The 24262-nt window shown below is 43.7% G+C and carries 25 protein-coding genes and 1 other RNA gene; 17 read left to right on the forward strand and 9 right to left on the reverse strand.

Annotated features, from left to right (window positions below):
- Window positions 1-19 precede the first annotated feature (19 nt).
- The gene (gene ffh, locus ACMWKK_RS06565) at window positions 20-1381 is read right to left on the reverse strand and encodes a signal recognition particle protein (RefSeq protein ID WP_014884878.1); all 1362 of its coding nucleotides are present in this window, start codon (window positions 1379-1381) and stop codon (window positions 20-22) included.
- 166 nt (window positions 1382-1547) lie between these two features.
- Between ffh and ACMWKK_RS06570 the strand changes: the two genes are divergently transcribed.
- On the forward strand, window positions 1548-2339 hold the full coding sequence (locus tag ACMWKK_RS06570) for an inner membrane protein YpjD (protein ID WP_014884879.1): 792 nt from the start codon (window positions 1548-1550) through the stop codon (window positions 2337-2339).
- Between the two features lie 18 nt (window positions 2340-2357).
- Window positions 2358-3644: an HlyC/CorC family transporter gene (locus ACMWKK_RS06575; protein ID WP_032640969.1), complete on the forward strand. Its 1287-nt coding sequence runs from the start codon at window positions 2358-2360 to the stop codon at window positions 3642-3644.
- A gap of 52 nt (window positions 3645-3696) precedes the next feature.
- Here the strand turns inward: ACMWKK_RS06575 and grpE are convergent, their stop codons facing one another.
- A complete protein-coding gene (gene grpE / locus ACMWKK_RS06580; RefSeq protein ID WP_023333122.1) occupies window positions 3697-4290 on the reverse strand; it encodes a nucleotide exchange factor GrpE in 594 nt (197 codons plus the stop codon).
- Window positions 4291-4412: 122 nt separating this feature from the next.
- On the opposite strand from grpE, the gene nadK reads away from it, so the two are divergent.
- The 3 genes from nadK to bamE all read left to right on the forward strand — a co-directional run bounded on the left by nadK (window position 4413) and on the right by bamE (window position 7515).
- On the forward strand, window positions 4413-5291 hold the full coding sequence (gene nadK / locus ACMWKK_RS06585) for an NAD(+) kinase (protein WP_008502500.1): 879 nt from the start codon (window positions 4413-4415) through the stop codon (window positions 5289-5291).
- Window positions 5292-5376: 85 nt separating this feature from the next.
- On the forward strand, window positions 5377-7038 hold the full coding sequence (gene recN / locus ACMWKK_RS06590; protein ID WP_406542767.1) for a DNA repair protein RecN: 1662 nt from the start codon (window positions 5377-5379) through the stop codon (window positions 7036-7038).
- 138 nt (window positions 7039-7176) lie between these two features.
- The gene (bamE, locus tag ACMWKK_RS06595; protein WP_008502502.1) at window positions 7177-7515 is read left to right on the forward strand and encodes an outer membrane protein assembly factor BamE; all 339 of its coding nucleotides are present in this window, start codon (window positions 7177-7179) and stop codon (window positions 7513-7515) included.
- A 99-nt stretch (window positions 7516-7614) separates the two neighbouring features.
- Here the strand turns inward: bamE and ACMWKK_RS06600 are convergent, their stop codons facing one another.
- Both ACMWKK_RS06600 and ACMWKK_RS06605 read right to left on the reverse strand, forming a co-directional pair.
- Entirely contained in the window at window positions 7615-7902 is a 288-nt protein-coding gene (locus ACMWKK_RS06600; protein WP_023333124.1) for an RnfH family protein, read from the reverse strand.
- Window positions 7892-8329 carry a type II toxin-antitoxin system RatA family toxin gene (locus tag ACMWKK_RS06605; protein WP_195757742.1) on the reverse strand — a complete coding sequence of 146 codons (438 nt, stop codon included), beginning with the start codon at window positions 8327-8329 and terminating at the stop codon, window positions 7892-7894. Before ACMWKK_RS06605 ends, ACMWKK_RS06600 begins: the two co-directional genes overlap by 11 nt.
- Before the next feature lie 156 nt (window positions 8330-8485).
- On the opposite strand from ACMWKK_RS06605, the gene smpB reads away from it, so the two are divergent.
- The 12 genes from smpB (at window position 8486) to ACMWKK_RS06665 (ending at window position 18697) form a co-directional block, all read left to right on the forward strand.
- On the forward strand, window positions 8486-8968 hold the full coding sequence (smpB, locus tag ACMWKK_RS06610; protein WP_008502505.1) for an SsrA-binding protein SmpB: 483 nt from the start codon (window positions 8486-8488) through the stop codon (window positions 8966-8968).
- A gap of 89 nt (window positions 8969-9057) precedes the next feature.
- Window positions 9058-9421: a transfer-messenger RNA gene (gene ssrA / locus ACMWKK_RS06615) on the forward strand.
- 165 nt (window positions 9422-9586) lie between these two features.
- Window positions 9587-10816 carry an integrase domain-containing protein gene (locus ACMWKK_RS06620; protein WP_042193617.1) on the forward strand — a complete coding sequence of 410 codons (1230 nt, stop codon included), beginning with the start codon at window positions 9587-9589 and terminating at the stop codon, window positions 10814-10816.
- A 100-nt stretch (window positions 10817-10916) separates the two neighbouring features.
- Window positions 10917-11387, forward strand: a complete 471-nt coding sequence (locus ACMWKK_RS06625) for a hypothetical protein (RefSeq protein WP_042193563.1) — start codon at window positions 10917-10919, stop codon at window positions 11385-11387.
- Between the two features lie 16 nt (window positions 11388-11403).
- A complete protein-coding gene (locus ACMWKK_RS06630; protein WP_057057019.1) occupies window positions 11404-12558 on the forward strand; it encodes a hypothetical protein in 1155 nt (384 codons plus the stop codon).
- Entirely contained in the window at window positions 12551-14425 is a 1875-nt protein-coding gene (locus tag ACMWKK_RS06635; RefSeq protein WP_406542768.1) for a ThiF family adenylyltransferase, read from the forward strand. The genes ACMWKK_RS06630 and ACMWKK_RS06635 overlap by 8 nt, the downstream gene beginning before the upstream one ends.
- Complete coding sequence (locus ACMWKK_RS06640) at window positions 14418-14915, forward strand: Mov34/MPN/PAD-1 family protein (RefSeq protein WP_042193573.1); 498 nt, start codon at window positions 14418-14420, stop codon at window positions 14913-14915. The genes ACMWKK_RS06635 and ACMWKK_RS06640 overlap by 8 nt, the downstream gene beginning before the upstream one ends.
- Window positions 14916-15065: 150 nt before the next feature.
- Window positions 15066-15482, forward strand: a complete 417-nt coding sequence (locus ACMWKK_RS06645; protein ID WP_126546651.1) for a hypothetical protein — start codon at window positions 15066-15068, stop codon at window positions 15480-15482.
- Between the two features lie 431 nt (window positions 15483-15913).
- Window positions 15914-16297 (forward strand): hypothetical protein, encoded by a 384-nt coding sequence (locus tag ACMWKK_RS06650; RefSeq protein WP_000516220.1) that lies wholly within the window; start codon window positions 15914-15916, stop codon window positions 16295-16297.
- Window positions 16298-16305: 8 nt separating this feature from the next.
- Window positions 16306-17445, forward strand: coding sequence for a relaxase/mobilization nuclease domain-containing protein (locus tag ACMWKK_RS06655; protein ID WP_123923474.1), 1140 nt, complete (start codon window positions 16306-16308; stop codon window positions 17443-17445).
- Between the two features lie 531 nt (window positions 17446-17976).
- Window positions 17977-18363: a hypothetical protein gene (locus ACMWKK_RS06660; protein ID WP_023339480.1), complete on the forward strand. Its 387-nt coding sequence runs from the start codon at window positions 17977-17979 to the stop codon at window positions 18361-18363.
- A gap of 19 nt (window positions 18364-18382) precedes the next feature.
- Window positions 18383-18697: a hypothetical protein gene (locus ACMWKK_RS06665; RefSeq protein ID WP_042193583.1), complete on the forward strand. Its 315-nt coding sequence runs from the start codon at window positions 18383-18385 to the stop codon at window positions 18695-18697.
- Between the two features lie 52 nt (window positions 18698-18749).
- On the opposite strand, the gene ACMWKK_RS06670 is transcribed toward ACMWKK_RS06665, so the two are convergent.
- The 5 genes from ACMWKK_RS06670 to ACMWKK_RS06690 all read right to left on the reverse strand — a co-directional run bounded on the left by ACMWKK_RS06670 (window position 18750) and on the right by ACMWKK_RS06690 (window position 24049).
- Window positions 18750-19175 carry a hypothetical protein gene (locus ACMWKK_RS06670; protein WP_042193586.1) on the reverse strand — a complete coding sequence of 142 codons (426 nt, stop codon included), beginning with the start codon at window positions 19173-19175 and terminating at the stop codon, window positions 18750-18752.
- A 96-nt stretch (window positions 19176-19271) separates the two neighbouring features.
- Window positions 19272-19658, reverse strand: a complete 387-nt coding sequence (locus ACMWKK_RS06675; protein WP_042193589.1) for a hypothetical protein — start codon at window positions 19656-19658, stop codon at window positions 19272-19274.
- 14 nt (window positions 19659-19672) lie between these two features.
- On the reverse strand, window positions 19673-21547 hold the full coding sequence (locus ACMWKK_RS06680; protein ID WP_042193592.1) for a DNA-binding protein: 1875 nt from the start codon (window positions 21545-21547) through the stop codon (window positions 19673-19675).
- Window positions 21544-22854, reverse strand: a complete 1311-nt coding sequence (locus ACMWKK_RS06685; protein ID WP_042193595.1) for a tyrosine-type recombinase/integrase — start codon at window positions 22852-22854, stop codon at window positions 21544-21546. Before ACMWKK_RS06685 ends, ACMWKK_RS06680 begins: the two co-directional genes overlap by 4 nt.
- The gene (locus ACMWKK_RS06690; RefSeq protein ID WP_042193598.1) at window positions 22847-24049 is read right to left on the reverse strand and encodes a tyrosine-type recombinase/integrase; all 1203 of its coding nucleotides are present in this window, start codon (window positions 24047-24049) and stop codon (window positions 22847-22849) included. The genes ACMWKK_RS06685 and ACMWKK_RS06690 overlap by 8 nt, the downstream gene beginning before the upstream one ends.
- Window positions 24050-24262: the final 213 nt, after the last annotated feature.

Consider the following 24262-nt stretch of genomic DNA (forward strand, 5'->3'; position numbering starts at 1 on the left):
GGCAAACAAGCCAGGCCGATCAACGGCCGGGGAATCCGGGAGGCATCATGCCTTTCATCCCGCGCATCATCTTCGCCATGCCGCCTTTCTTCATTTTCTTCATCATGCGCTGCATGTCGTCGAACTGTTTCAGAAGGCGGTTAACGTCCTGCACCTGCATGCCGCAACCGGCTGCGATACGGCGTTTACGGGAGCCTTTGATGATGTCCGGGTTAGCGCGCTCTTTCAGCGTCATCGAGTTGATGATCGCCTCCATACGCACCAGCACCTTGTCATCCATCTGCGCTTTCACGTTGTCAGGGATCTGGCCCATGCCTGGCAGTTTGCCCATCAGGCTGGCCATGCCGCCCATGTTTTTCATCTGGCGCAGCTGTTCAAGGAAGTCGGTGAGATCGAAACCGTCGCCTTTTTTCAGCTTGCTGGCCAGCTTCTCGGCCTGGGCGCGGTCAACCTTGCTTTCGATATCTTCAATCAGCGACAGCACATCGCCCATGCCGAGAATACGGGAGGCAATACGGTCCGGGTGGAACGGCTCCAGCGCTTCGGTTTTTTCGCCCACGCCGAGGAACTTGATCGGCTTACCGGTGATGTGGCGAATCGAGAGGGCCGCACCGCCGCGGGCGTCACCGTCCACCTTGGTCAGCACCACGCCGGTTAACGGCAGCGCTTCGTTAAACGCTTTCGCGGTATTCGCCGCATCCTGACCGGTCATGGCGTCGACAACAAACAGGGTCTCTACCGGGTTGATAGAGGCATGCACCTGCTTGATCTCGTCCATCATCGCTTCGTCAACGTGCAGACGACCGGCGGTATCCACTAGCAGCACGTCGTAGAACTTCAGCTTCGCCTCTTTCAGCGCCGCGTTAACGATGTCGACAGGCTTCTGCGCCACGTCGGACGGGAAGAAATCCACGCCAACCTGCTCAGCCAGAGTTTCCAGCTGCTTGATCGCCGCCGGACGATAGACGTCCGCAGAGACCACCAGCACTTTCTTCTTGTGCTTTTCGCGCAGGAACTTACCCAGCTTGCCGACGCTGGTGGTTTTACCCGCACCCTGCAGGCCCGCCATCAGCACCACGGCCGGTGGCTGAGCGGCCAGGTTAAGCACCTGGTTCTCTTCGCCCATCGCCGAAACCAGTTCGTTACGAACGATTTTGACGAACTCCTGACCCGGAGTCAGGCTCTTGTTAACTTCATGACCAACCGCCTTCTCTTTCACGCGGTTGATAAAATCACGAACGACCGGCAACGCGACGTCTGCTTCCAGCAGCGCCATGCGCACTTCGCGCAGCGTTTCCTTGATGTTCTCTTCAGTAAGGCGTCCGCGGCCGCTGATGTTGCGCAGCGTGCGCGACAAACGATCGGTTAAATTATCAAACATTGTCTCTCGCCTGAGTAGAAACGTTGGGCCGCCATGGGCGACACATACACAGAATTTTGCCGGAGTATAACATGAAGGCGCCTTTGTTGTTATGCAACGGTTGGAGCAGGCGTCACGTAACGTTATACTGCTTCTCTTTCTTATTAAGACAACTGTCGATGCCTATATGCCTGTTTTCGCACTGATCGCCCTTGTTGCCTACTCTGTCAGCCTCGCGCTGATCGTTCCCGGACTGCTGCAAAAAAACAGCGGCTGGCGGCGCATGGCCATTCTTTCCGCGGTGATCGCACTGATTAGCCACGCCTTTGCGCTGGAATCACGCATCATCCCCGGCGACGGCAGCGTGCAAAACCTGAGCGTCCTCAACGTCGGCTCGCTGGTCAGCCTGATGATCTGTACGGTAATGACCATCGTCGCGTCTAAAAATCGCGGCTGGCTGCTGCTGCCGATTGTCTACACCTTTGCGCTGATCAATCTGGCTTTAGCCACCTTTATGCCTAATGAGTTCATTACGCATCTGGAGGCGACGCCGGGGATGCTGGTGCATATCGGCCTGTCGCTGTTTGCCTACGCGACGCTGATCATCGCCGCGCTTTACGCCATGCAGCTCGCCTGGATTGACTACCAGCTCAAAAACAAAAAGCTGGCGTTTAACCACGAGATGCCGCCGCTGATGGTCATTGAGCGTAAGATGTTCCACATCACCCAGGTGGGCGTAGTGCTGCTGACGCTGACGCTCTGCACGGGGCTGTTCTACATGAAGAACCTGTTCAGCGTGGAGAATATCGACAAAGCGGTGCTCTCCATCATCGCGTGGTTTGTCTATATTGTCCTGTTATGGGGCCATTACCATGAAGGCTGGCGCGGACGTCGCGTGGTCTGGTTCAACGTCGCGGGTGCGGGCATTCTCACCCTTGCCTATTTTGGCAGCCGCTTCATACAGCAATTTGCTGGCTAAGAAACAAAGGAGTTCCCCCTGGAACACATTTCTACCACCACGCTGATCGTTACGCTGATCGTCATGGTGGTCATCTCCGCCTATTTCTCCGGCTCGGAAACCGGCATGATGACCTTAAACCGCTACCGGTTACGGCATCGCGCTAAGCAGGGTAACCGTGCCGCCCGTCGCGTTGAAAAACTGCTCCGCAAGCCGGATCGCCTGATAAGCCTGGTGCTCATCGGCAATAACCTCGTCAATATTTTGGCTTCCGCCCTCGGCACCATCGTCGGGATGCGCCTGTACGGTAACGCCGGGGTGGCGATTGCCACCGGCGTGCTGACCTTCGTGGTGCTGGTGTTTGCCGAAGTGCTGCCGAAAACCATCGCCGCGCTTTACCCTGAGAAAGTTGCCTACCCGAGCAGCTTCCTGCTGGCACCGCTGCTGATCCTGATGATGCCGCTGGTCTGGCTGCTGAACATGGTGACGCGCGTACTGATGCGGATGGTGGGGATCAAAGCCGATGTGACCATCAGCAGCGCACTCAGCAAAGAAGAGTTACGCACCATCGTGCATGAATCCCGCTCGCAGATCTCCCGGCGCAATCAGGACATGCTCCTGTCGGTGCTGGATCTGGAAAAGGTGAGCGTGAACGACATCATGGTGCCGCGTAACGAAATCGTCGGTATCGACATCAATGACGACTGGAAAGCCATCGTCCGCCAGCTGACGCACTCCCCACACGGGCGCATTGTGCTTTACCGCGACTCGCTGGACGACGCCATCAGCATGCTGCGCGTGCGCGAAGCCTACCGCCTGATGACCGAGAAAAAAGAGTTCACCAAAGAGGTGATGCTGCGCGCCGCCGACGAGATTTACTACGTGCCGGAAGGAACGCCGCTCAGCACGCAGCTGGTGAAATTCCAGCGCAACAAGAAAAAAGTCGGCCTGGTGGTCAATGAGTACGGCGATATTCAGGGACTGGTGACGGTCGAAGATATTCTGGAGGAGATTGTCGGGGACTTTACTACGTCAATGTCGCCTTCCCTCGCGGAAGAGGTCACTCCGCAAAACGACGGCTCGGTGCTGATTGACGGTAGCGCGAACATTCGTGAACTCAACAAAGCCTTTAACTGGCATTTGCCGGAAGATGAGGCTCGCACCATTAACGGGATGATTCTGGAAGCGCTGGAAGAGATCCCGGCCGCGGGCACGCGGGTGCGCATTGAGCAGTACGATATTGATATCCTGGACGTGCAGGACAATATGATCAAGCAGGTGAAAGTCCTGCCCGTTAAACCCCTGCGCGAAAGTATCGCGGAGTAAGGTTGTAGGCCGGGTAAGGCGAACGCCGCCACCCGGCGCTACAGGTGGCAAATTACGCTTTCGCTTTCGCCACGGTCACCATCGCCGCGCGAATGGTACGGCCGTTCAGGGTGTAACCTTTCTGCATTACGCCCAGCACCTTACCGGCTTCCACTTCTTCTGACTCCACCATCGCAATCGCCTGGTGAACGTTTGGATCCAGCGGAACGTTAGTATCGGCAATCACTTCCACGCCAAACTTGCGCACCACGTCGAGCATGGATTTCAGCGTCAGTTCGATACCTTCGATCATCGCCGCGTTGTCCGGATTCGCTTTGTCAGCCACTTCCAGGGCGCGATCGAGGCTGTCGATGACCGGCAGCAGTTCGTTGACGAATTTCTCCAGCGCAAATTTATGCGCCTTCTCAACGTCCTGCTCGGTACGGCGACGCAGGTTTTCCATTTCCGCCTTGATGCGCAGAACACCATCGCGTTCGCGATTCTGTGCTTCTACCAGCTGGGCTTCCAGATTCGCAATTTTTTCATCGCGCGGGTCCACCTGCTCAGCAGATGCGTCTGGCTCTACAGCCTCAACTTCATCGTGCTGTTCCGTGATAATTTCTTCAGGGGCTTGCCCCTCAGGCGTTTTCTGTTCTTTACTACTCATGAATTTCTCCGCGTTTTTCTGCATTCATCTCGCTAACTTCGCTTATTATGGGGATCGGTTTCCGGGATTCAAGGGAACAAGACAGATTGTCATCATTCATCAGGCACAAGGACCTCCAGAAAATGAATAATCATTTCAGGTGTATTGGGATCGTCGGGCATCCGCGTCACCCTACCGCACTAACGACACATGAAATGTTGTATCGCTGGTTGTGTAGCAAAGGCTATGAAGTGATGGTCGAGCAGCAGATTGCGCAGGAGCTGCAGCTGAAGAGCGTCAAGACCGGCACGCTGGCGGAAATTGGCCAACAGGCCGATCTCGCCGTGGTAGTGGGCGGCGACGGCAACATGCTCGGTGCCGCACGCACGCTGGCGCGTTATGATATTAAGGTCATCGGCATCAACCGCGGCAATCTCGGTTTTTTAACCGACCTCGACCCGGACAATGCGCAGCAGCAGTTGGCCGACGTGCTGGAAGGCCACTATATCAGCGAGAAACGCTTTTTACTGGAAGCGCAGGTGTGCCAGCAGGACTGCCAGAAGCGCATCAGCACCGCGATTAACGAGGTGGTGCTTCACCCCGGTAAAGTGGCGCACATGATCGAGTTCGAAGTGTACATCGACGAAATCTTTGCCTTCTCCCAGCGTTCTGACGGGCTGATTATCTCGACACCGACCGGCTCAACCGCCTACTCCCTTTCTGCCGGCGGCCCGATCCTGACGCCCTCTTTGGATGCCATTACCCTGGTGCCGATGTTCCCGCATACGCTCTCTGCCCGCCCGCTGGTTATCAACGGCGACAGCACGATCCGTCTGCGCTTCTCGCACCGGCGTAACGACCTGGAGATCAGCTGCGACAGCCAGATAGCGCTGCCTATCCAGGAAGGTGAAGATGTCCTTATTCGCCGCTGTGACTACCATCTGAATCTTATTCATCCGAAAGATTACAGCTATTTCAACACATTAAGCTCGAAGCTTGGCTGGTCAAAAAAATTGTTCTAATTTTGCATCCGGGTCTTTACTGTATAAAAAACCAGTTTATACTGTATGAAAACACAGTTATGGTTTTTCATACAGGAAAACAATTATGCTGGCACAACTGACCATCAGCAACTTTGCCATTGTTCGTGAGCTTGAGATCGATTTCCACAGCGGCATGACGGCGATCACCGGCGAAACCGGTGCGGGTAAATCCATTGCCATTGATGCCCTCGGCTTGTGCCTTGGCGGCCGCGCTGAGGGCGACATGGTGCGTATGGGCGCTAACCGTGCCGACCTGTGCGCCCGCTTCTCTCTGAAGGACACCCCTGCCGCCCAGCGCTGGCTGGAACAGAACCAGCTTGAAGATGGACGTGAGTGTTTACTTCGGCGCGTCATCAGCAGCGACGGTCGCTCACGCGGCTTTATCAACGGCACGGCGGTTCCGCTCTCCCAGCTTCGTGAACTCGGCCAGCTGCTTATCCAGATCCACGGCCAGCACGCCCATCAGCAGCTCGTCAAACCCGAACAGCAGAAAGCGCTGCTGGATGGCTATGCGGGTGAGTACGCGCTTACTCAGCTTATGGCAGAACACTATCGCCAGTGGCATCAGAGCTGCCGCGAGCTCGCCCAGCACCAGCAGCAAAGCCAGGAGCGCGCCGCCCGTGCGGAGCTGCTGGCGTACCAGCTTAAAGAGCTGAACGAATTCAACCCGCAGCCGGGCGAGTTTGAGCAAATCGACGAAGAGTACAAGCGCCTGGCGAACAGCGGCCAACTGCTCTCAACCAGTCAGAATGCGCTCAACCTGCTGGCGGACGGTGAAGACGTGAACCTGCAGAGTCAGCTGTACAACGTCCGCCAGCTGATTACCGAACTGGTCGGTATGGACAGCAAGCTTTCTGGCGTCCTGGATATGCTGGAAGAAGCGGCGATTCAGATCTCCGAAGCCGGTGACGAACTGCGCCACTACTGTGAACGCCTGGATCTCGATCCGAACCGTCTGTTTGAGCTGGAACAGCGTATTTCCCGTCAGATTTCACTGGCGCGCAAGCACCACGTCACGCCAGAAGAGCTGCCGGGCTACTATCAGTCTCTGCTGGAAGAACAGCAGCAGCTTGACGATCAGGCTGACACGCAGGAAACCCTCTCTCTGGCGGTGAACCTGCACCATGAACAGGCGCTGGCGACGGCACAAAAGCTGCATGAAATCCGTCAGCATTACGCTCAGGAGCTCAGCCAGCATATTACCGACAGCATGCACACGCTGGCGATGCCGCACGGGGTCTTCACCATTGATGTTCGCTTTGAAGAGAACCACCTGACGGCGGAAGGTGCGGACCGCATCGAGTTCCGCGTTACCACCAACCCGGGGCAGCCGCTGCAGGCGATCTCCAAAGTGGCTTCCGGCGGTGAGCTGTCGCGTATCGCGCTGGCGATTCAGGTGATTACCGCGCGTAAAATGGAAACCCCGGCGCTGATTTTCGATGAGGTGGATGTCGGTATCAGCGGCCCGACGGCAGCGGTGGTGGGTAAACTGCTGCGCCAGCTAGGTGAATCCACGCAGGTAATGTGTGTCACCCACCTTCCGCAGGTCGCGGGCTGTGGACATCATCACTTTATCGTCAGCAAAGAAACCGACGGCGAAATGACCGAAACGCACATGAAGCCGCTGGATAAACGCGCGCGTCTGCAAGAGCTGGCACGCCTGCTCGGCGGTAGCGAAGTCACCCGCAACACGCTCGCGAACGCGAAAGAACTGCTGGCGGCATAAACTTTTTCGGGATCTCAGGGTCATACAGAACAACAAAAACGCCGCCAGACCGGTTTCAAAGTGGGGCAAGGTCTATTATCATCGGCATATTACATATGAGCCGCGTTCTGCTCGGGCCCGAAAAGGAATCAAATCACTATGCGTTGTAAAATGCTGACCGCTGCCGCAGCGGTTCTTCTGATGTTGACCGCAGGCTGTTCCACTCTGGAGAAAGTGGTTTACCGTCCTGACATCAACCAGGGGAACTACCTTACCCCTAACGATGTGTCCAAAATCCGCGTGGGGATGACACAACAGCAGGTCGCTTATGCACTGGGAACCCCGATGATGTCCGATCCGTTCGGCACTAACACCTGGTTCTATGTATTCCGTCAGAAGCCGGGCCACGAAGATGCGACCCAGCAGACCCTGACGCTGACCTTCAGCAGCGCCGGTGTGTTGACCAACATCGACAACAAGCCAGCCCTGACCAAATAATCAGGCGTCAGAAATGCAAAAAGGTGCTCAATGAGCACCTTTTTTGTTTTGATCCCCTCGCCCCTTTGGGGAGAGGGTCAGGGTGAGGGGAAGAAAGGGCTACTTAGCCGATTTCTCCGCACGCTGGCGACGCAGTTCTTTCGGGTCGGCAATCAGCGGACGATAAATCTCAACCCGATCGCCCTCTTTCAGCACGTCACCCAGCTTCACCGGGCGGCTGTAAATACCGACCTTATTTTTCGCCAGATCGATATCGCTGCGAAGCTCAAGGATGCCGGAAGCGCGGATAGCCGCCTCAACGGTCGCCCCCTCTTCCAGCGTCACGCGCTGCAAATACTGCTTCTCCGGCAGCGCGTAAACCACCTCTACAGCAATCTTATGCGACACTGTAAACCTCTTTGGCGCGAGTGGTGAACGCCTGAACCATATTCGAAGCCAGCTCTTTAAAAATGCGGCCAAACGCCAGCTCAATCAGCTTGTTGGTAAACTCAAAATCCAGCTGGAACTCTATGCGGCAGGCGTCTGCGCTCAGCGGCGTAAACTTCCAGCCCCCGATCAGGCTTTTAAACGGACCATCCACCAGATGCATCAAAATACTCTGATTGCTGGTCAGCGTATTGCGGGTGGTGAACGTCTTGCTGATCCCCGCTTTGGAAACATCCACCGCCGCGGTCATCTGCGTCGGGCCGGACTCCAGAACGCGGCTCCCGGTACAACCCGGAATAAACTCTGGATAAGACTGAACATCGTTCACTAACTGATACATTTGTTCCGCGCTGTAAGGCACAAGCGCAGTACGGCTAATCTGAGGCATAGCATTTCCCATGGTCACACAACGGACAAATAATAACATTTATCACCTGTTAAAAAAACGCTAAGCCTCATCTCGTGCTAAGATAGCGCGTTAGACCTCACAGGACGCAATGAGGTGACTTTTTGAAATCAGATTACCGACGGCTTTACGACACTTATGACGAAGAAAAAAGCACATAAACCAGGCTCGGCGACCATTGCGCTCAACAAGCGTGCTCGCCACGAGTATTTCATTGAAGAAGAATTCGAAGCTGGCCTTGCGTTGCAGGGCTGGGAAGTAAAATCGCTGCGCGCCGGGAAAGCCAACATCGGCGATAGCTACGTGATCCTGAAAGATGGCGAAGCCTTCCTGTTCGGCGCGAACTTTACGCCGTTGACCGTCGCCTCGTCGCACTACGTGTGTGACCCAACGCGCACGCGTAAACTGCTGCTGAACAAGCGTGAGCTGGAATCCCTTTACGGGCGCATTAACCGGGAAGGTTTCACCGTGGTTGCCCTGTCGCTGTACTGGAAAAACGCCTGGTGCAAAGTGAAAGTTGGCGTCGCGAAGGGTAAAAAACAGCACGACAAACGTACTGACCTGAAAGAGCGCGAGTGGCAGCTTGATAAAGCGCGCATCATGAAAAACGCAGGACGTTGATTCTGCGCACTTATTGTACAATTCAATAAGTTAGCGTTCCGGGCTGGTATCCAGGAAGTGAAATCTGGTATACTCAGTTCAACACTATTGGGGCTGATTCTGGATTCGACGGGATTTGCGAAACCCAAGGTGCATGCCGAGGGGCGGTTTGCCTCGTTAAAAGCCGCAAAAAAATAGTCGCAAACGACGAAAACTACGCTTTAGCAGCTTAATAACCTGCTCTGAGCCCTCTCTCCCTAGCTTCCGCTCTTAAGACGGGGATCAAAGAGAGGTCAAACCCAAAAGAGATCGCGTGGAAGCCCTGCCTGGGGTTGAAGCGTTAAAACTAATCAGGCTAGTTCGTTAGTGGCGTGTCTGTCCGCAGCTGGCGTGCGAATGTAAAGACAAACTAAGCATGTAGTACCGAGGATGTAGAAATTTCGGACGCGGGTTCAACTCCCGCCAGCTCCACCACTTTTTAGTTGTTTGAAGTACAATGAAGTCTACTAAGCCCGCATGGAATCAGCCTTGCGGGCTTTTTTACGTCTATTGTCGTCCAGTGAGAATTGCTGAGAACTATCACATATGGCACCCTGAATGGGACCCACTAAGAAGGGTCCAAAAACCGAGGGTCCCAAAATGGCAAAAATCGCTAAGAAGCTCACTGACACTGAAATCAAAAGCACCAAGCCAGCCGACAAAGAAATCAACTTGTTTGACGGAGATGGTTTGATACTACGAATCGCTCCCCTCTCGAAAGGAGGAAAGAAGAATTGGTATTTCAGGTATGCAGTGCCAGTGAGTAAAAAAAGAACCAAAATGAGCCTTGGGACCTATCCTCACCTTACACTGGCAAGAGCAAGAGCATTGCGAGATGAATACCTTTCCTTGCTTGCCAATGGCATTGATCCTCAAGTCCATAACAACGATAAAGCAAATGCCTTAAAGAATGCTACTGAACACACTCTCCAAACCGTGGCAAGGAAATGGTTAGATGAGAAGGTAAAGACCTCAGGTATCTCACAAGACCATGCAGAAGACATCTGGCGAAGCCTGGAGAGAAATATCTTTCCCGGCTTGGGTAATGTTCCTGTCAATGAGATCCGACCCAAACTCTTAAAGCAACATCTTGACCCTATTGAGCAACGAGGAGTCCTCGAAACTTTACGGCGAATCATTTCCCGCCTGAATGAAATTTTCCGCTATGCAGCAACAGAAGAACTCATAGAGTTCAATCCGGCTGACAACCTTGGACAACGGTTCAGTAAGCCTAAAAAACAGAATATGCCTGCATTACCTCCTTCCGAACTTCCCCGCTTCCTGATTGCTCTAACCAATGCTTCTATCCGTTTAGAAACAAGGTTACTTATTGAATGGCAGTTACTAACTTGGGTCCGCCCCGGTGAAGCGGTTCGCACAAGATGGTCAGATATTGATATAGAAACCGGCATGTGGAACATTCCGGCTGAGTTTATGAAAATGAAGAAGCCTCACAAAGTTCCACTAAGCAAAGAAGCTTTGAGAGTCCTGGACTCAATGAAAGCCATAAGTGGGCATCGTGAATGGGTGTTTCCAAGCATAAAGGCTCCTCTTAACCATATGCATGAACAAACAGCTAATGCGGCCATAATCCGCATGGGCTTCGGAGGTGAGCTTGTAGCCCATGGAATGAGATCTATTGCCCGAACGGCCGCAGAGGAGTCGGGTAAGTTCAGGATAGATGTCTTAGAAGCGGCCCTTGCCCATTCGAAGAAAGATGAAATAATTGCAGCTTACAATCGTGCTGAGTATCTCGCAGAACGGGTAGTTCTCATGCAATGGTGGAGTGATTATGTTTCATCTCAAAAATACAAGGCTGACGCAGCATAACCCTCCAATGATGCAGCAGTACTTTTCTAGAAAATCTAAGTTAATGATCTAAAATGAATAAAAATAAAAACCCTCATCAAAGGTTACATATAGGCTACATATGAAAAGAATAATCTGTTATCTCTTCACCTTACTCTTACTTGTTATCCTTGTGTATGCAGGATTAGTAAAGGGTGATGTGTTCCCTGAATGGATCATGAGCAAGAAGCTAATGATCCGTTGTGGACTGATCGGAGTGCTTGGTGGGACTCTTTACTGCCTCCGTGGTGTATATCTAAACAAGTGTGTCAGAAACTGCTGGGATGACCGTTGGTATGTCTGGTATGTATTAAGGCCTGTTGTCAGCGGTATCTGTGGTGTTGTGGCCTACCTGTTTCTAAAAGCAGGTTTGATAGTGTTAGATGCATCACAAAACGGTAGTGGTGGAGACTATGGATATATGGCATTTGCCTTCTTTGCTGGCTTGAATGTAGATAAATTCGTGGGCAAAATCGAAGATGTAGGTATGGCTATTTTTGGGATTGAAAAATCTCGCACAGCAAGGTCGGGTGATAATTCCGATCAGAAATAATTAAAAAGGATATGATATGACTGCAAAGATATCTTTTTTCCCCGTAGGTAATGGGGATATGACACTTATTCAAACCGAAGATGGAAAGAATATATTAATCGATTGTCGTATCAGAGATGGTAAAGAACATCCCGATGTTCGCTCACAACTTAGAGAAAAACTTTCTCGTAATGACGAAGGCCGTCTCTTTGTTCATCTCTTTATTTGGTCGCACCCTGATTCAGATCATTGCGATGGAGTATCTGATCACTTCCATTTGGGAAAACCTGAAAATTGGAGTGAAAGGAGTGATAAAATTTTCATCAATGAGATCTGGTCAAGCCCAATTGTATTTAGACGACATCATGCACAGAATCATCCTTTATGTGATGACGCAAAAGCTTTGAACGCAGAAGTCAAGAGAAGAGTCAATCTTTATAAAGAAAAGGGCTATTTGGATGGAGTCGGAAATCAAGTTTTGGTTTTAGGCAAGGACGATGGTGATAAAACGGATGACATACCAAATATTCTATTAGAATTAGATCAAAAAACTCGCTGGATTAACCAAAGCTATTCCTCATGTTTTGAAGCTCATTTACTGGGTCCTTCACCGAAGAAAGACCTTGATGAATTAGAAGATAAATTGGGTAAAAACCATTCCAGTGTAATAATGAATTTTGCAATAAAAGGTGGTAATAAAACTGCTTATTTTTTAAGTGGTGGAGATGCCGAAGTTGTTTGTTGGGAATGTGTAAGAGATCGTCTAACTGATAAATATTCAATGTCTTGGTTAGATTATGATATCTTACAAGCACCACACCATTGTTCATGGCATAGCCTTTCCCATCATAGTTTAAGTGATATGGGTGATGAAGCAGAAACATCAGAGAAAGCAATGGAAGTGTTCAACCGGGCTAAACAAAATGCTTTCATTATTTCCAGTTCAAAAGTAATTGAAGATGATGAGAAAGACCCTCCGGCCTATCGAGCAAAAGAAGAATACGAAAAAATTGTTGATAATGTGCAAGGTCAATTTTTATGTGTATCGGACCATAAAAAGAATGGAGAGAATATTCCGTTAGAGATTGAAATTTCCGATAACGGTATTAAGAAAATTGCTGCATCTGCATTAGGTATGGCTGAATCATCAAGTGCTGCTGTAAATAGACAAGGTGGTGGTGGTTATGCCTGATTGTCTTAGTAAAAAGATAGATCAGTTGAGCACAATCCTTGCACCTTATGGTGCAAGGAAGCTTTCTACGAATGAATTATCAAAATTCAACGATAAATATGTTTGTGCTTGGGAATTAGTAACTGATTTAGAATTTAGTAATGAACCAATTGTATTGCAACTAAGATACAAAACTCTTAGTCAATTTGACATTCCAGATGTGTTTATTTCCTCACCTAAAATTGATGTTTGCCAACTCCCGCACTTAGAAAAAAATGGCAAGTTATGTGTTTGGCCTGACAGTTATATCATCGATCATAATGATATCACCTATGCAGTCGATTTACTAAACGATGCTATACTAATGCTAAGAAAAGGAATAAATGGAGATTTAAGTGAGGATTTCATTGATGAGTTCCAGAACTATTGGATTTATCAATGTAATAAAATAGATCGACTTATAAGCCTGTGTGATCTAACAAATAAAAACACAAGGTCGGTTTTCGGTTATCGGACTCGAAAATTTGGAGTAATATACTCTGACACACAAAAAGAATTAATTAACTGGTTGGAAAACCAAAAAATATTGCCATTAGAATCGGATGAAAGTAATTCAAAAGATAAGAGAATAAGGCAACAGCAACTCTCTAAAATAATTTCAATTCCATTGATATTCTTCAATGAAGCCTGGTATCCGAGTCAGTATCCCAAAACTGCAAGGGATTTATTTGAACTCATAAATCAGCAACAGGAAGATTCAGAAAGCACTATTGAATTGATCTTAAGATCTTGTGCTAATATGTTCAATGTCAAGCCAATAATTCTAATTTCATTCCCAACTCCTTCTGGGATGAATATTATAGGAATACAGATTCCTAAGGGAGTTAGTGATCTTGCCTCAGACCGTTTCGATACCAGAGGTATTAGTCGGGGTCGATTCAGGAATACAGCTTTATTAGATGGTTATAGAAATTACATCGATGGAAAGATTTTAAAAAATAGAATAAGTCAAACAAAAACAGAAAATCTCATAGTAGACCGTTCTGACGATTCTTGGTTAACAGGCCGTGAGCATAACAAAACTTACAAGAAAATCTCTGAACATAAAGTAGCTATCGTCGGATGTGGTTCAGTAGGTTCTTCGGTATCAAGACTGTTACTTCAATCAGGTATTAGAAAAATGATGCTTTGGGATGATGATTTAATGAAGAGTGAAAACTCCTCTCGTCATCTATTAGGATTTGATTCTGTTTATAAAAATAAAGCATTAGCTCTTGCCTCAAGGCTACGGGAAGAGTTTCCAAATGCGTATATAGAAGCTTTTAATGAAGATTGGACAGAAGATTCCAAGAATAACCAGAAAATTGCAGAAGCCGATATTATAGTAAGCTGCACTGCACATTGGAATACTGAACAGCAGTTAATTAAAAGACAGTCGGAAGACATTCTTGGTGCTATTGTCTTTGCATTTGTTGAAGCTCATGCGATGGCTGGGCATGTAATAGTCAACCAAGTGGATTCTAATGCTTTTAATAGCTGGCATATTACAGAAGGTAAATATATAGGTGCATTAAAATATCCGGCTACTTACTGGAAAGAAAATACTCGCAAAAGGATAGCTGCATGTGCCGGAGAGTTCCAGCCATACGGAGCTATCCCATTGACTAATTTACATGCTCTAACTGCAAGAACGGTAATAGATCTTATTATGGATCGTTTTTCAAATAAATCTTTTGCTTATAGTTATTTAGGAAGAGAAACAGAACTTTTGGAATTGGGTGGAAAATGGAATAATAAATGGATAGCACAATTCGGAAATCCAGAAAAGGGTGATTGTATCATACCTCTTGTTTTTGAAAATTCTAATTGGGAAAAATGTGATGCATAAATTTCATTGTACCGAATTAGATTTTAAAATATGCATCAGCCAAAGCATAGTAGATGAGTTATTTTCTCACCGTCAAACTCACTGTTTTAGTAAAGAATCTGGAGGTATGCTATTTTCCAATAATCTCACTGATTCTGAGATTGAAATCAATAAAATAACCACACCAGGCTCTACTGATTTGAGGAAAAGAAATTATTTCAAGTTAGATGAGAAAAAAGCCAAAGAAGATATCATATCATTATTCAAGCAAGGTTTTCACTACTTAGGTGATTGGCATACACATAATGAAGGCGTGGCAAGCCCATCAGGAACGGATATCCGCAGTATCCAAGACTTATTTATCAAATCAGGTCATACAAGACCTTTTTTTCTCATGCTAATAATCCCAAACAAAGAAAATATTTCCAACTGTTATTTATCAGCAGCAGATGGGAAAAAAATATATACTTTCAAGTATATTTCAGATAAGGGGTTTTTTAATGAACAATGAATTATCTCAAAGCTAAATAAAATTTTAGTTAGAAATAATGGTGTTTGAATTTTCAAGGTGTACTCGGTTATTTTCATTGAGTTACACCATAAGTAGAACATAACAGGGTTATAGAGAATGATAAAAATAAAACATTTTATAATAAATTTCATGTCTGATAAATTAGATGAAGACTCACTTTCATTTTTAAAGATATCACTCTACACAATATATTTTACTTACTTGATTGTGATCGTTAATGATTGCAAAGGAATACCAATTCCAGCATATGTAGGATTTTATTTGATTTGTATTTCATCTGCTATAGCAATAACAAAGCAATACCGAAGAAGAGGGGAAATAATAAAAATAATAAACGATACAATTCTTTTTCTTGCTGCGGCTTTTGCTTCTATGAAAATGCTTTACATTATAAGTCCAATTGAAGATATAAGTGTATCATCTCTTGAAAAGAATTTCATTCCTTTTGCATTGAGATTTATTTTGATTGTTTGTTCTTTTACAAAAGCTTTCATGAGTGCGACCGATATTAAAGGAAAGCCATCAAAACCAGATCAAGAAGATTAAATGATAAAAAAAACGACAATGAATGGTATGGATATAATATCGACAACATACACAAACTCCTTGAATCTCCGCATGAAAATATCATTATCAAGATATAGGCCAATATACACAGCTACGATATTTAAGATAATTAAAATAAAAAGGAACCACCATTTTCTATTCATAACATAAATTTTCCGGCATGCAATTTAATAAATAAATACCATTATTTTTTTACATGTCAACCATCGCTACGCATAAATATAAAGCAAGGGCTAACTCATCGAAGCTCCGCTTCTTTGAGTTCCCTTGTTTTTCGCCCTTCGGTTGAAAAAGAAAGTCAAAGTCTAACCTAACTCATTGACATGAATTGCATTTCCACTATAAATATATAATGTGTTGCAAAGGAATTGCTCACTTTAAAGCGAATAAATATATAAAAAGGAGTTTATATGGGTAAAATAATAACATTGTCGTATACAAATAATTTCAAGCCTATTAGCGATAATAAATCTCAATCATTGCGAATACACTGTGTAAGTGTACGATTAAATAAAGAAGAGTTAGAGCTTCTCAATGCAAGCCGTGGTGATAAACGCAAAGGTGAATGGCTTCGCATGGCATCACTTCAAAAGCTTCCTCCGACCATTCCTGCAATCAATTTAGAAGTTTGGCAATCATTGTCTGATATATCTCAAAAGCTAAATCGTCTAATAATCCACCTTGATACTAAAAGCAGTAATAGTGAACTGACGAAAACAGAGATCTTCGCTGTTAAAAAGCAGATTAAAGAGCTTCGCTCATGTCTTACAGGTTCTGATCCGTCCGTAAGGTAGTTTTTCGCATGAAAGGAATGCAGAAGATCAAAAGGGGTAAGAGCTTCGCTGGTGTTGTTCGTTATGCATTGCAACCGGGAGCACATCATAAAAGCGATCCAGTCGTAATTGGCGGGAACATGTTAAGTAGCTCTGTTCTTGAACTGATTTCCGAATTCAATGGCACAAAACAGCTTCGGCTAGATGTCCAGAAACCGGTGTGGCACAACTCACTTCGATTACCTACGAATGAATCCTTGTCGAATGACCAGTGGGTAACCATAGCTGATGACTACATGAAGAGGATGGGGTTCAGTGATACTCACCTCCGTTGCTATGTGCTTCATAACGACGAAGGCCAGCATATACACATTATTGCCAGCAGAATCGACATAGCCGGTGGGAAACTCTACCTTGGCAGGAATGAGAACCTTATAAGTACCCGCATAATCAGTGAGCTTGAAATCACTCATAATCTAACAGTGACCAAAACAGCCTCAGCCATTGCACCAAAGCAACCGAAGCGGAAAAGAATCTCTCGCAACGAACAAATGCTATCAGAACGGACTGGTCTTCCCGCCCCTAAGGAAGCTCTCCAACAGATACTTGATAAAAGTTTGGCAGATACACCTGACCTTTTAACTTTTATCAAGAGGCTGGAAGAAGCAGAAGTCGGCTGGACGGCGAATGTCGCTTCTACCGGGAAAATGAACGGGTTCTCTTTTTCCTACCGCGATATAGCTTTCAAAGCTTCGCAATTGGGCAAGAGCTACAGTTGGGCAAATCTTAGTAACAGGCTCAACTACAACCCAGACCATCTAGAAGCTCTGCGAACCGGCATACCACCAGAAGAACCCCCTGCTCCTGCTCCTGCTCCTGCAACGATCTTAAGGACAACTGAGAGAAGGGAAAGTATCGGTGGAAAAATTGCAGAACTGGAATTACGGCTCAGAGAAGACAAACGGACCGCAATCGTAGAAAAGATTCTTCTAAAGAATACAGTCAAACAGCAAAAGCATCTCAGGCTCAGTAGCTGGTTTCCCTTTTTACAACGGCTCATAGAGCTTCTCCGAAGCTACGGTAAGAGCATTCTTCACAACAACCCTGCAAGATTCTCAAAAGTCTATGCAACTCAGCATCTAAAACCTGCAAGAAAAATTCGTTTATAGACAGTCAATTACAAATACTTTTCGTAACCGCACTCTATCTGTAGTAACAAATTTTCGTTTAGTCAAGAAAATATTGATCGTTATTACAGATCGATAATCTGGTTGTGATAGCTTGGACCTATCAAGAGCTAATCATCGATCGGTACAAGCAATTTTACTAAAGAGAGTCGGTCATCGAGAATCTCTGTAAACGCACCATTTAATCTGCAACCTTGAGGTTGATATGAAAAACGAAACAATAAAGTGCCCGTTCTGCTTCAAAGAGAGCCAGTTTGGAGTTAGCGTCTGCACTGGCTGTCATTCAACCATCAAATATGGAGCCGTTTCATCTTGGTTAGCTTTACTAATAGGAATTGTGCTGTTGGCGATAGCTTTCTTCATATTCGCTGTCAGTCAAAGTTTTATATTTGCTGTCGTTATCTATTTTGCATCAGCAATTTCTTTGAGATTCTATTTACGTAAGAAATTTGCACACAGAGCCGTTTTCACACATAAAAGCTAACCCTAATCAAATATAATAAGGAAGATAAAATGAATAAATTTATTGTAACCTCCTTTTTCATTGCAATATTTTTAATTTCTGGCTGTTCAACATCAGGGAACCAAAAAATCAAAAATGAAACGGCTCAAAGCCTTCAATCGAAAATAATTAAAAACAAAACAACTAAGGCAGAGCTACTTGTTCAACTTGGTGAGCCTGACACCAGAACGACTCTTGACGATGGCAACGAGCAATGGAGATATTTCATGTATAACAATCAGTTCAATGCCTCAACTTTTATCCCTGTTGTCGGTTTGCTAACTGGCGGCTCCCAGACTCAGTCTAAAACTCTCGAAATCGACTTCAATGGAGAAACCGTAAGCAAGTGGACATTCTCTACTGATAATAACAATACAAAATCTGGCATTCTTAATTAATCGTTTCCTGGACAAGAAAATGAATACATACTCAATTCTCGCAGTTATCCTTTCTACTTTTCTATTAACAGCCTGTAATTCCGAACCTTCTGAAAAAGACATATACAATGCTTTCAAAAGTGTTGTAGATAGATCAAATGCAAGTATGAAAGCTCTGAACTCAAGTATTCCCGAAAAAGATCTTTTAAGAATAGATTATGTTAAGAAACTAAGTTGCACAGAAGAAGCAAACAATGTTTACAACTGCATTGTCGATGCTTCTATCAGCAACATGAAACAAACAAAGCCTGTTAAGCTTGTGAAAGCTGATGGTGTCTGGAAAGAAGTTCAGTAGTAGCCTGTATCAATAAGTCTTTTTTAGCCCCTGCTTAGGGGCTTTTTATTACCTATAACCTGACGGTTCTTACTCGAACTTCATGGGTTAACTCTGTCTCAATTACTTTCATTTCATATTGTGCTCTGACAGTAGCATAGATTTCCTCTGCTTTTTCTTGATTGTTATCTATGTAATTAACAAGCGAGTTTAGCTCCCTAATCACTCCTTCTTTGTTATTTAATCGTTGTAGAAGATTGCTTGTCAGACTTTTGTATACCGAGCTAAACATAGCCATTATGTTATCAATATTACGATTGGATTTAGAATAAATCCTTTCAGGGTAGAAATACTTCAAATGGTATCCCACAAAAATTAAGTAAAGCTGGCATGAGAAACTTTTATCATGTGGCTGATATCGCTTAGAGATATATTTGTCTACGATAACGATAAGCTGTTCTTCCAGAGTAAATTCTGAATTGATATTTTTTTTGTCCATAAAATGCATCCTTGCATAATTGAAATAGTCTTCCTGACAATATATTTATATTTATCGCATTTATTTAACTTGTCAATAGATGTAACCTATCAATTGCTATTTTTTATTAAATGGCCTATTCAACTGTTCCATAGTAAGACCGTGTCTGTAAGCATTGTACTGCCAATAGCTAAATTGCTCTTTGTATCTATTGTTCTGTTTTTTCAACATTTCATTTTCGGCTTTAAGATTTAATATTTGTTGTGCCGCAATTGTTAAATTGGCTGGTTTCTTTAAGCCTGATTTTTTCAAATTGGACAAACTTTTCTTTGTTTTATATGCTTCAACAACTTCATTATGAGCACTTAAAGATTGCCTTGTGATTGTTCTGTTAAGATTTTTATATACTGATTCACATAAATCATCCCATGTGATTTTGCCGTCCCAAGCCAATATAATATTTGTAATTGTTTTTATTTCACTCCTGTTTAAATGTTTTGCCATATGTATCTCCTGTTTCAATTATTCAATAATTTATTAATTCTTTCCAAATTTTTCTCATGGTGTTGCAGCCATTTGTCTGCACCATAATCACCATTTTCACAAGCGGTCTGCGTTATACTCTTCAGTTTTGTTACTTTTTCTTGGATAGATTCAAGCTTCATTCTATCAATTGATTCCATGTCCAGTGCCTCATTGTCACATTCCAAAAACTGATTAATTTTATTACAAGGTTGAACCAAATAGTTATGCACACAGTAACCAAATTCTGTTAAGTGAATTGCCCCTTGATAAAGGTTATCGAAGTCAACTGGCGATTCAATTGAGGGAATTGACTCTCTCTTACAATAATTACTCTTGATCAATTTAATAGCTTTGATTTTATCTAACATATCTTCTTCCGACACATGGTTATAAACTCTGTTCTGATTAGCATTAATACGACCAGACCATTTAGCTATATCAAGTTCAGACATTTCACCATAGTGAGCTATTGTATTTAATAGATGCCGTGGTTGGTGTGAGCGAATAAGTAGTGGTTTACCCTCATCATCATAATACCCATATCGTGCAAATATATTTTTATACCCCACCTCAAAGCTTCTTTTACTTTGTATATCGCTAAAGAAGAAACTTTTAGTCGGTTTGTAAAATATGAAAATTGAAGCCATTCGTGATAAAGAAAATTGATCAGCATTGAGCAAGCATAAAGCATTACTAAATCTTATAGATTTCTCTTTATCGTACCATGGAAAGTCTCTGCTAAAACCAGAACTAATCATTTCCCATAGTTCGCACAATGAATAATTATAATCATTGGAGTTTAAGAAACTTTTTCCACCATCCAAACTCGTTCTTTTAATTTTTAAAACACATGATTTATGATCAAATAAATGATACCCCAGTGCATGGCAAACTTGTACAACGGTCAATTTAGTTTTTTCATCAACTGTTGGGCAAAGCTCATGTCGGTAAAATTTATCAGGGTGCTTTTCGCACCAGTGAGCAAGTGCTCTTGCATTTTGTGATAAGGAAAGTAATCTTCTAATCGCTTTCTTTGCAACTGGTATCATAACCCGTGGAATCCATTTGATATTAGGGCCATACCCCTTAACCGAATAAAATCTCAACCCATATCTTTCGATACCCTTGCCATCTATTTGTGTAATCTCACAATCAGCAGGTAAGGCTAAAATCTCAGAGATTCTGCTCGGACAACAAAGTAGAAGTGCAAATACTGAACTGGTGAACTTATCCCTTGGGCTCAGTAACTCATCATTTTTAGAAAAAATATCAGCAATAGCGAGTAATGCCTCTTCATCTGGTAACTTATCGCGTCGGTGATAATCCTCGATCTCAGGAAGGTAATTATTTTTGACTTTCTGTTTCACGTGGTTTTTCCATGAGATATATCCTGACTTAACAAGATTATGTTCACATAGAAACTTTGATATTTTTTCAAGCTGTATTCCACATTTAGCCAAAACGTTACCTTCAAAATATTTACTTCCGATCTGCATTGCCTCATCGAAAACAACGGCTGTAACATTATAAATGAGACCCGTGTTCTGAACCTGCAAAAGAGCCTGTTCGAGACATCGCAAGGCCATCATAATAGCCCCATAATTTTTCAATGGTTTCAATGAGTGTTGATATCTAATATATGCTTTCGCAAAATTGATATAATCTTCGTGCATTGCATCATTGGAATCAAAGACTTTATTTCCAACCCCTATTTTTCTAAATGTGACATATCCTTTCCAGGCATACTGGTTCCAATCCTGAGTTTGGGTTAGTCCGATCAGTTGATAGCGACAAAACTTTATAAATTCATTATAGTTGCTTTCTGCCGTAAGTTGTTTTTTAGATTTAAATAAAATAATATTATTCATTTGACATTTACCTCATCAATATCAACCGGCATAAAGAAAGCACATTTATCACAAGGGAAATTTTTATTTAAATTCCGACTTATGCATTTTTTTGAAGAGCAAAACTTAATATGATAATTCTCTTTCGAAGTGATTCCATTCATAAAAATATCAGCGATAAATGACAACTGTTCTGAAACTGCGGAATCAATTCTTTCAACACTGTCAGCATGATTTTTAATATAAATCCCCGCACTTGAAGTAGAGGAATGATCCAATAATTCAGCTATAGTATTAACATTATGCCCATCCTTAGCCAGCAAAGTTGCTATTGTATAACGAAGCCTACGAGGAGTAACATTTAGTATCGAACCGGTACGGTTGGATATTATTCCCCCATTATTAACAATACTTTTCAAAGCTACATTAGCAATTGTAGGCTTCGCATATAATTTATTATATCCCAGAAGAATTGAACCTTTTATGGATAAATCTGAGAGTTTTTCCTCATTTAAAAAAATAGGAACTTCTCGTTTAGAATAATCATCAAGAGTTTTTCCAAGAGCTTGCTCAACAAGTTTCACTGATTGATTGGCTTGCAATTGAACAATTGATGCAACCTCTGATATTATTGCAAGTTCTCGATATCGTAGTTCTTTACCCCGTTGTTTAACTCGTGGCACTGAAATTACATATTCTACTTTTCCATTATCTAAGTTCTTTTGAAGAAGGTTTTTATATTTCAACATAACTAACTGCTGAGGTCTTCTACCTGTAAGGCTGATCAATAGTGATATTGCATAATGTGGCAGTGACAGTTCACCTTTTCTATATGAATGATTCATAGCCTTAATCAAAGAAGTATGTTCTTCTTTAGTTAATGGTCCCTCTGTTGGATCATCTTGAAGCACAGACTGACCAGATTTCTTTATTTTTAGGTCCAAATGCTTTAACAGTTCTACCGCACTTTCATCTATTCCAGGATATCCTAACTCAAACCATTTAATCAAAAATGGTCGTAAAACACGAAATGATGCTGGGGCTTTTGATAATTTCTTATTTTGATATTCAATTAGAACTTTATCATCAATATGAGTAGGAGATAGTTTACGGATAAGACTCTCCATATTTCTAACAATATTTTTCACATACAAATAGCTGTTACTATTAAAATAATATTGTACTGTATATACAAATCCACAAATCAAATTTTCGTTCATAGAATATATTAAGTTTGTAAGATTGATTCCGTTGTTTTCAATCGAACTGACGATTTTATGTTCATGAATAGACATTTTATCAGGGTTATATTTAATTAAATTATTCATCAAATCCTCCTTTGAATAGTTGCTCTTGTTGTTCAAGTGCAGTTTTTTTCGATAGCTCAAAAATATGCCTGCGATTATAAATTATTGAAGTTTCTGATCCCGGTCGCCATCCCATGAGATAAGAACGGATTTGTTGCTCTTTTTCATCGGATATGTCCTGATTCTTGTCTATTGCTTTCGAAAACTCATAATTCCATGTGTGTCGTAATTTATGGCCTGTTAATCCACTTAGAAGCGAGGATGATTGACGAACAACACTCACTATCTTATGGTAAGAAGAAAATGACAGCGGTTGCCCTTGAGTCTTCCCTTCCTTATAGGTAATAAATAGAAAGTCATGCTTATTAGCATTTTGGACTTTCCTACGATCATTCAAGATATAATCTGAAATTTCATATATAAGGTTCGCATCAGCAATTAACTTCCTCTCACAAGTCTTCACTAATGGCTGATAAACTCGCGGATCTGTTTTATCATTTGCTCTCCTCCTTATTGCTATTGTCGATTCTGAAAAATCTATATCGCCAATTCGCAGATTCAAAAGTTCACCTGCCCTCAGGCCAAAGCAATGTAATAGAAGAAATATTAGATTGTTTCTTTTTTGCACTTTTTCCGTAAACGGGTTCAAGTTACTCCCTGGCGAAAGTATGCTAAACAAAGAATCCAGTTGTGCTTTGTCTAAGCTCTTTTCGATTTCCATATTATATTTATCATTATTTCTTGGTTTCTTTCTTTTTATGTGGTTAATGAACGCCATTACCTCCTTGAGAGTGTTTTTCTGACCTGCATGTGAAAGAAGTATTTTGCACAACCATTCAAGATAGTTAGCTACTGTTGTAATGCGAAAATACTTAGTTGGTTTTTTGACATTTGAAATCCTAAAATTACCATCCCCTCCATCTCGGAAATTTAATGAAGTAAATTCAATCAAATCCTCAATTTCATGAGGAGCAAGAAACAGCTTCTTCTGGATTCTTTCATCAATATTGATATTTTTTCTCATAAAGAATCGATATAACAATGAAATGCTACCGGCAATAACCTTCATTGTTGATATAGACTCTGACCGATTCCTGACTTGTGTTGTTATATACAAGTTAGGATAATACAATGGCTCACCAGTAGCTTTATTTACGACATGACAATATCTCTCACCATTTTCGAACATAAAAGAATCCACACAAATACTGCACATATTTCCCTCCTAAACTTTACAAAAAGTATAATTCCAATATATTATTAATAAGCATTTCGTAGATTTACAAATTTATTTGAATCGATTAAGATATTTATTTAAATTAAAACAGTGAGATAGACGATTATTCTTGTCAAATTATCATCAGGTAGATCTAGTTATTATTATGTACACCTAATACCTCGAAAATTATCTCACTGCCTTGCGAATAAA

Source organism: Enterobacter sp. 01-M-03-SI-ECC (assembly GCF_047530215.1).
Classification (GTDB): domain Bacteria; phylum Pseudomonadota; class Gammaproteobacteria; order Enterobacterales; family Enterobacteriaceae; genus Enterobacter; species Enterobacter chengduensis.